Origin of the sequence: Pseudomonas sp. FSL R10-1350 (assembly GCF_009600525.1) — a bacterium.
Taxonomy (GTDB): Bacteria; Pseudomonadota; Gammaproteobacteria; order Pseudomonadales; family Pseudomonadaceae; genus Aquipseudomonas; species Aquipseudomonas helleri.
Map to the genome: position 1 here is coordinate 37,337 of NZ_WIVR01000043.1, position 8,038 is coordinate 45,374.

An 8,038-nucleotide genomic window follows, 5' to 3' on the forward strand; every position below is an offset into this window, starting at 1 on the left:
GCCTGAACAATAGTAAAACAAGTCAGTATTCTTACCTCTACAAACGACTTCCACTTATGGCTAATACACTCAAATAGCGTTTGACTAAGGCCATGCAAACCCCTGCTTGAGGGTCATCACCTAACTGACTGATAAAAGGTTAACACCATGAAACAAATGACACCCGACAGTGAATATATAAACCGCGAGCGTATTAATAAAACAGCCATTAATGAACCCCCACCCTTCTTCGAAGCCCTCAACAGTCCGGAGGCGCGATTATTCTTAACAGCCGAAGACATGAAGCTCATTAAAGAGTATGTTCACACCGCTAAAAAACTGCCTAAAACCCTGCCAGACATACATGAAAAACTTGGCAAACTTGAAACAGCCGAATTTAGCACCCTTGAGCTGTTAACCATTCATGAGAGCATTCACCGGCACGCGCTGCTCTGGCCCGATATAGAGACAGGATTATTTGCCTCGGGTGAGCGCCTGAAAGTGTTTTCATATAACCTGACCACCTTCATGACCCGCCTGTCTGACACCATTTCCCAAATGCCTATTGTTGAAAAGATTGAAAAGTTTGAGAGCACCTCAATCGAACATTTGCCGCCCATTCCCTTTGACCCCGTAGACGAAAAAGTCCATAAGACTCTCGGCAGTACATTTGACGACCTTAAAATAAGCATCGCAAAGGCATCCAGTGAGACCGACAACCTGCACAAAGAGATCACCTCGTTTAATAATAAACTTGCGCAACACTTGATTCCTCTTGTCGAACGCAGCATCAATACATTGAGTAAAGTGTCCAGCGCCGATCATGCCAATCGGTTAATGTTGCGCTTGAACGAAGCACGGGAAACACACAAACAAAAAAATAACGAAAAGACCAAACTCTTGGCGTTCGACATTAGCAAGATCGGACTGTCCGCTGCCAACCCACTTAGCCTCTTAATAAACTTTCTTAATGGCCCCGCTTTGTTAAGCCCTGAGCTGATAGACGTCATACACCACGTGGGGAAACTGAACCGGGAGATCACCCAACTCGAAAGCGAGCTCCTCGCCACCGAAGGTATTCCAAAGCTGGTTACGGAACACAGCCTGTCTCTGCGTACGTTGGAGACCGCCATGGGTGGCGCGGCAGAAGCCACCGAAAAGCTAAAAAAAGTATGGGCAACCATCATTGCCCATATCGAAACCTCAGCGACTGACTTCAAGCTGATTAAAACCGGTCAGGCATTAATCTCTTTTCAAGCCAATATCGATCGCACCATCGCGCCCTGGAAAGAAGTCAACCTGACCGTTAGCGCATTGCTGGATGTTTTATACACCGCCAATCAATCAAACCCTTAAGCAAGGATGTTTACTGTGACTGACTTCCCCTTAATCAATATTGCGCTTATCAAGAACAATAAAAAAAACATCAATGCCTTGGCAGGCCGTCTGGAACTTTCATTTAACAGCGCTCTGGGCTCAAAGGTCCAGCGCCTGGATAAAGCGATTAACGCAGCCCACGAGACACTGCTCACTCACACAGTGAAAATAGCCGTACGGTTAACCGACAAAAATTACATCCGTTTACGGCCAATGATCCTAGAGATAGAAAACAGCCCGTCACTGGGCGACGAACAAAAAAAACAATCGATCGCAGCACTGGAACACGATTACCTGACCAGCCAAAAAGAATCGCACCGTGTCATCGCCCAATTGCTCCTGGCCATGGAGAACACACAAAATGACCTCGATGATATCAAACTGTCTGAGCTGGACTTGCGCGTACCGCACTCGATGACCGAGGACATTAACACCAAGCTTGAAAATAACAAGTTACGCCAACAACAGCTGAACGTTGACTTGCAAACCCTGAGCACTGCCATTCATTTAATTGACGAAAAAAATATTGCCGATTACCTGGCGGACTGGATCCCCAGCGAAGAAACCATTAACGCTGTCAGTTTTTCAGCGTCAAAAGTCGAAATCCTCAAACAAGCACTCATTCTGCTGAAAAAGTACTTGAGCTATATTTCCGAGCATTTGAACTATCTAAAAATGATCGAAGCCCGAAACGTATTAAGGCTTGAGATCCAGAAATGCCGAGACCATGAATCCGTACTGATCGAGTTACAAAAAAAACACGCCGCCGTCACCCAGGCGCTGAATGAGGCCGAAACCTTAAACGTTTTAAAAAACGATTACCACACGCAAGCGACAAACGTTACCCGTCGGATAGAGCACTATATGGGCAAGGTTAACTTTGACGGCCCGTTATCATCCGACAACGTCGACGCTATTAAAGATGAAATGCAGCAACTCGAAGCGTTCTTGAAACCGCTCACGTCGATCAGGCTACCCAAATAAGCAAGGCCTGCTCAGGTTAATAGCGGACAAGGCAGCGTGTGCTGGTGCTACCTGCCTTGCCCGCCTCTGTGATGCGCGCCGACTCAGACTTGCCCGAGGGTTCGCTCAATCACATCGACCGTGGCGCTGACTTGCTCTTGATAACGGTCGAGTTCCTGTTTGTGGCTCAGTTGCAATTCAATCTGTTGTGAGCACAGATTCAACGCGGCCAAAACCAGCAATTTGTCCCCGATCAAGCTCGGGTACTTTCTTTTCGTTTCGGCCAGGGCAGCTTTCAACATGACCGTGGCGGCCAGCAGCGTTTGTTTCTCGCCTTCCGGTGCCTTGATCGTGTAGTCGTTCCCCAAAATCGAGACGACATTTACTCCGTCTCTGTCCGCGCTCATGCGTTGACAGGGCTCACGCTCGCGCGCTCAACCAGGGCTTGAATGCGTGCAGCGGTAGCGCCTTGCTTCTCTTCGGCTTCCATCAGCGACAGTTGCAGGCTTTCGTTTTCATCTTTGGCCTGGGCCAGTTCAGCGTTCAGCTGAGTGTTGGCGTCCAGCAGTTCTTGTTTTTGCTGAACCAGGTCGCTGACCAGTTGTTCCAGTTTGCTAAGGGATGACTCAATCATGGTGGTGTTCTCAAGCAGTTTTCAGAGGGCGCGTACGATAAAGAAAAGTCGACCGCTAAGCTAGCGAAGACCTGCCTTTACGCGCCCTAAAGACTGCGGTTTGCAACCTTTGTTCCCGAGACTGCTGAATACACTGTAGGAGCGAGCTTGCCTCGCGAGCTTTTTTAACGATCAAAAGATCGCGAGACAAGCTCGCTCCTACAGTCCCTTTCAGAATTCGATGCGCACATCGCCCTTGGGCACGCTGCAGCACGACAAGATGTAGCCTTCTGCCACGTCATCGTCGGTGATGCCGCCGTTGTGTTCCATCTCGACTTCGCCGCCCAATTTGAGCACTTTGCAGGTGCCGCAAATGCCCATGCCGCAGGCTTTGGGGATCATCAGGCCAAGCTTGGCTGCGGCTGCGTGCACGGTTTCAGCCGGGCCCACGCGAATGCTCTTGCCCGACGCGGTGAATTCCACCTGGTTGAGGTCGGCCACGTCCAGCTCCGGCGCATCGGCCGCTTGCTCGGCTTGTTCGATGGCGTCTGCCCGCACCTCGGGTGGCGTCGCACCAAACGATTCTTCGTGGTAACGGCTCATGTCAAAACCGTTGCTTTCCAGCAGGCGTTTCACCGCATTCATGTACGGCGTAGGCCCGCAGCAGAATACTTCGCGCTCCATAAAGTCGGGCGCCATCAGGTCGAGCATTTTGTGGTTCAAGTAACCGCGATACCCCGCCCACGGTTCACCCAGGCCATGCTTCTCGCAGATCAGGTGCAGGCTGAAGTTGTCGATGCGCGACGCCATGTGTTCCAGCTCGCGGTGGTAAATGATGTCTTTGGGCGAACGGGCGCTGTGGATAAACACCATGTCGACATTGGCGTTGGTGTCGTAGAACCAGCGCGCCATCGACATCACCGGGGTGATGCCCACGCCGCCGCTCAGGTACAGGACCTTCGGGCTGGGCGCGTCGATGGCGTTAAACAGTCCGACCGGGCCATGCACCGCCAGCTCCTGGCCTTCTTGCAGGGTGTCGTGCAGCCAGTTAGACACACGCCCGCCCGGCACGCGCTTGATCGTCACCGAAAAACTGTACGGCACCGACGGTGAGCTAGAGATGGTGTACGAACGCATCACCGGGTCGCCGTCGATCTCCAGTTCCAGGGTCACGAACTGCCCCGGCTTGAAAAAGAACAAAATCGGCTGGTCCGCCATAAAGCAGAACGTGCGCACATCCCAGGTTTCCTGAATCACTTTGACGCAACGCACGATGTGCCGGCCATTGGCCCAGGTTTGAGTGGTAACCGGATTCAGAAAGCTGTTGGACATACGCTTCTCCACGGCCGACTGTCGGCCTCTTGCTGGCGATTTTGCGCATGCCCTTGGGCGGCCATTTACCTATTCGCGACATTCACATACTTATCGCGACCAGCCGCTGAAAACAGCTCTTGCAGCGTCGGGAACAGATTGGGCCATGTCGCCCGCAGATATGGCGATCAGGCACTTCGAACGCACACTCAGCGCCACTGACAACAGTTTTTGCTTTGCCTTGTGTCGCACCCCTGATCAGCCACTTTTAGGCCACGTCGAATGGCCATGAGGACTACAACGATGGACGTCACCGCAACCCTGAGCCTGGGCGATCCACTAGAACCTGCACGCAAGGCCACCGCCGAGATGTTGCAAAATCGCGAGCGGACGTTTTCGCTGCCGCAGCCGTTTTATAACGACGAGCGTCTGTTCGAAATCGACATGCAAGAGATCTTTCAAAAGGAATGGCTGATTGCGGGCATGACCTGCGAGATCCCGGCCAAGGGCAACTTCTTGACCCTGCAAGTGGGCAAGAACCCGATCATCGTGATCCGTGGCGCTGAAGGCCAGGTACATGCCTTCCATAACGTGTGTCGCCACCGCGGCTCGCGGCTGTGTACCAGCGAGAAAGGCAAAGTCGCCAAGCTGGTGTGCCACTACCACCAATGGACCTACGAGCTGGACGGGCGCCTGCTGTTTGCCGGCACCGAGATGGGCGCCGATTTCGACATGAAGCAGTACGGCCTCAAGCCGGTCAACGTGAAAACCGCAGGCGGCTACATCTTTATCAGCATGGCCGAGAACCCACCGGCGATTGACGAGTTCCTGGCCACGCTGAACCACTACATGGAACCTTACGACATGGAAAACACCAAGGTGGCGATCCAGACCACCCTGGTCGAAAAAGCCAACTGGAAGCTGGTGATTGAAAACAACCGCGAGTGCTACCACTGCGGCGGCTCGCACCCGGAGCTGTTGAAAACCCTGCTGGAATGGGACGACGTGACCGACCCGCGCGCCGACCAGGCGTTCAAGGATCACGTGGCCGCCTCTGCCGCTGCCTGGGACGCCGAAAAAATTCCCTATGCCCACGCCAGCTTCGGCTTGCGTAACCGCATCGTGCGCATGCCGCTGCTTAAAGGCACCGTATCGATGACCCTGGACGGCAAACAAGGCTGTGCAAAACTCATGGGCCGGATCAAAAACCCGGACCTGGGCTCGATGCGCATCCTGCACCTGCCGCACTCCTGGAACCACTGCATGGGCGACCACATTCTGGTGTTCACCGTGTGGCCGATCGGCTCGCAAGAAACCATCGTCACCACCAAATGGCTGGTGCACAAAGATGCGGTAGAAGGCGTGGACTACGACGTGGAGCGCATGCGTAAAGTCTGGGACGAAACCAACAACCAGGACCGTCGCCTGGCCGAAGAAAACCAGCGCGGCATCAACTCTACGGCTTACCAGCCGGGACCGTACTCCAAGACCTACGAGTTTGGAGTGGTCAACTTTATCGACTGGTACAGCGATCGCCTGCTGAACAACCTGGGCGCAGCGCCAGCGGCCTACCTCAAAGGCGTCGTCACCCAGTGATATCAACCCTGTAGGAGCGAGCTTGCCTCGCGATCTTTTGATGGTTTAAAAGCTCGCGAGACAAGCTCGCTCCTACAGGGGCTTACGCTCCAGAAACATCAAATACGCCTCGCCTGTCACCCCGATCATCGGGTGCGGGACGACGGTGCAGGTTTTAACAATCGTAAACCCATGACGCTCATAGAACCGGCGGGCGCCGGTGTTGGCGGCGTAGTCGATCAGGCTCAAGCCCTTGAGCCCTAACTCATCACAACGCTGGTGCGCGTATTTAAGAAACTCCTGGCCCAAGCCCAGGCCGCGCCACCCTTCATGCAAGGCCAGGCTGGAGATATACAGCGTGTCGGGGACCTCCATGTCGGCGTACGGCGCCAGCACCGGGTCGGTCACAGGCTCAGGGTTCGGGTCTTCACGCATCACGTAGCTGTGCATCATGCCAATCACGCGGCCTTCGGCCTCGGCAATCAGGCAGTTCTCATACGAGAAATTCACCCCTTCACGGGCATAGCGACGCTCGCCCACGTCCAGCAGCGCCTCGCCCGGTTGTGCGATGAGGCTCCAGATGTAATCGGCGCCTCCCTCAGATGAAATTTGAAACAGGCGCGCGATGTCGCGCGCATCCGTTTGCAACGCTGGACGAAACAAAATTGGCATATGCGTCACTCCACAGGCTTAAGGCGCTCTTTTTAACGCAGCCCACGGCGCGTGCGCCAAGGGGGTTTATGACCAAGTGTTACTGTGCACAGCTCATTTTTTGATCAACACGCCCCAGGCCACGCGTTCAAAGGCATGCAGCCCTTCACCAACATCTTATCCACAGCCACACCCACAGCAATTGTGGGGAAGTGGGTAAGTTATCCTTAAAAAGGCGATTGGCTATTTTTTGATCAAAACTGTGTAAGCCACGTTTTATATGGGCTGTAGCTAACCGCGAACACGTTATCCACATAACCGCCAACAGAGAATGTGTGCAACTTATGCACCGCCCTGCCCGACTGTGGAAAACCCCTTAAAGGCGCCATTGTTCAAGGGTTTAACGGCTGCGCAGTGGATAACAACGGTAATTGGCTGTTTTTTGATCAGATGCTTGAAAGCCTTGATCTGTATGGCGCTTAGCCGATAGCAAACAACTTATCCACATAAGCGCTAACAGACTTTGTGGGCAACTCAGCGCACCACGCCTTCTTCGATGAGTAACTTCAAAATCGCCTGTGCGCCCTCTTCGGCACTCACGCCTTTGAGCACTTGCCCCGAACCTCCGGCCGCCTTGGCTGTGGCGGCCTTCATGCGGTCAGCGCCGCTTTTGGCCTTGATCACCTTCAAGCGCTTGGGGCGCGGCTTGGCGGTCTGGAAAAGCCCGCGTGTGGATAACTCGTCCTCCACCACTTCTACCTCCTGGGCGCCGATTTGCCCGCGTGTGGCCGGGCCATAGGCGCTCTGCCGGGCTTTAGGCGCGGCGTTATCCACAGTGGCCATAAACGGCAGGCGTACCTTGAGCCGACGTCGCTGGCCACGGGGCAGCGCTTGCAGCACCGTCGCCACACCGTTGTGGATAGATTCGATGTGCGCCACGCCCACCAGCAGCGGCCAGCCCAATTGCTCGGCCAGCAGGTACGGGAGCATGCCCGACCCTTCGCCGGTTTCGGCCTGGCTGCCGGCCAGCACCAGTTGAACCCCGGACTCACGCAAGTAATCGCGCAGCACCGGCACCGCGTCGGCGTGCTCGGGTTGTTCAAGAACATGCAGTTCGTCCAGGCCCATGCCCAGATAAGCGCGCAGCGCGGGCTCGTGAGGGTTACCGGCGTGCAGCACATGCAGGTTATCCCCAGCCAGTTGCAGGCCCAGCTCAACAGCGCGGGCATCGTTCTCGGCACGCCGGGCCCGCCCGGAAGCGGGGTGAGCGCCGATTGAAACCAGTGCGACAGTGTCGATGCTCATACATAACTCTCCAAAACACACAAAACCTGTAGGAGCGAGCTTGTCTCGCGATCTTTTGATCGTTTAAAAGATCGCGAGGCAAGCTCGCTCCTACATGGGGTCAGGCGGCGCTTTGCTTAGCGCCATGGCGCCACTGCTCAACCGCCGCGATCAACGCTTGCAGCACCGCCGTGCCGTCGCCGATCACCGACAAGTCAGCGCGCTTGATCATGTCGCAGCCAGGGTCGAGGTTGATCGCCACCACTTTGTCGCACGCGCCAATGC

The 8,038-nt window shown here is 54.7% G+C and carries 8 protein-coding genes and 1 pseudogene; 3 read left to right on the top strand and 6 right to left on the bottom strand.

Annotated features, from left to right (window positions below; all coding sequences use genetic code 11):
* The first annotated feature begins 147 nt into the window (after positions 1-147).
* Together GHO25_RS17800 and GHO25_RS26955 are read left to right on the top strand one after the other, a co-directional pair.
* Positions 148-1,335, top strand: a complete 1,188-nt coding sequence (locus GHO25_RS17800) for an alpha-xenorhabdolysin family binary toxin subunit A (RefSeq protein ID WP_153391550.1) — start codon at positions 148-150, stop codon at positions 1,333-1,335.
* Positions 1,336-1,350: 15 nt separating this feature from the next.
* Entirely contained in the window at positions 1,351-2,340 is a 990-nt protein-coding gene (locus tag GHO25_RS26955; RefSeq protein ID WP_178110134.1) for an alpha-xenorhabdolysin family binary toxin subunit B, read from the top strand.
* Positions 2,341-2,423: 83 nt separating this feature from the next.
* Here GHO25_RS26955 and GHO25_RS17810 read toward each other — a convergent pair whose 3' ends face one another.
* The 3 genes from GHO25_RS17810 to gbcB all read right to left on the bottom strand — a co-directional run bounded on the left by GHO25_RS17810 (position 2,424) and on the right by gbcB (position 4,264).
* Positions 2,424-2,726, bottom strand: a complete 303-nt coding sequence (locus GHO25_RS17810; protein ID WP_048372339.1) for a cell division protein ZapA — start codon at positions 2,724-2,726, stop codon at positions 2,424-2,426.
* Entirely contained in the window at positions 2,723-2,953 is a 231-nt protein-coding gene (locus GHO25_RS17815; protein ID WP_048372341.1) for a hypothetical protein, read from the bottom strand. Before GHO25_RS17815 ends, GHO25_RS17810 begins: the two co-directional genes overlap by 4 nt.
* 210 nt (positions 2,954-3,163) lie before the next feature.
* Entirely contained in the window at positions 3,164-4,264 is a 1,101-nt protein-coding gene (gene gbcB / locus GHO25_RS17820; protein WP_048372343.1) for a glycine-betaine demethylase subunit GbcB, read from the bottom strand.
* A 282-nt stretch (positions 4,265-4,546) separates the two neighbouring features.
* Here gbcB and gbcA point away from each other — a divergent pair, with 282 nt between their 5' ends.
* The gene (gene gbcA / locus GHO25_RS17825) at positions 4,547-5,839 is read left to right on the top strand and encodes a glycine-betaine demethylase subunit GbcA (RefSeq protein WP_153391554.1); all 1,293 of its coding nucleotides are present in this window, start codon (positions 4,547-4,549) and stop codon (positions 5,837-5,839) included.
* A 72-nt stretch (positions 5,840-5,911) separates the two neighbouring features.
* Here the strand turns inward: gbcA and GHO25_RS17830 are convergent, their stop codons facing one another.
* The 3 genes and pseudogenes from GHO25_RS17830 to GHO25_RS17840 form a co-directional block, all read right to left on the bottom strand.
* On the bottom strand, positions 5,912-6,490 hold the full coding sequence (locus GHO25_RS17830; RefSeq protein ID WP_048372347.1) for a GNAT family N-acetyltransferase: 579 nt from the start codon (positions 6,488-6,490) through the stop codon (positions 5,912-5,914).
* Between the two features lie 513 nt (positions 6,491-7,003).
* A complete protein-coding gene (locus GHO25_RS17835; protein WP_153391556.1) occupies positions 7,004-7,774 on the bottom strand; it encodes an electron transfer flavoprotein subunit beta in 771 nt (256 codons plus the stop codon).
* Between the two features lie 100 nt (positions 7,775-7,874).
* Positions 7,875-8,038, bottom strand: a pseudogene (locus tag GHO25_RS17840) (electron transfer flavoprotein subunit alpha/FixB family protein); the annotation flags it as partial.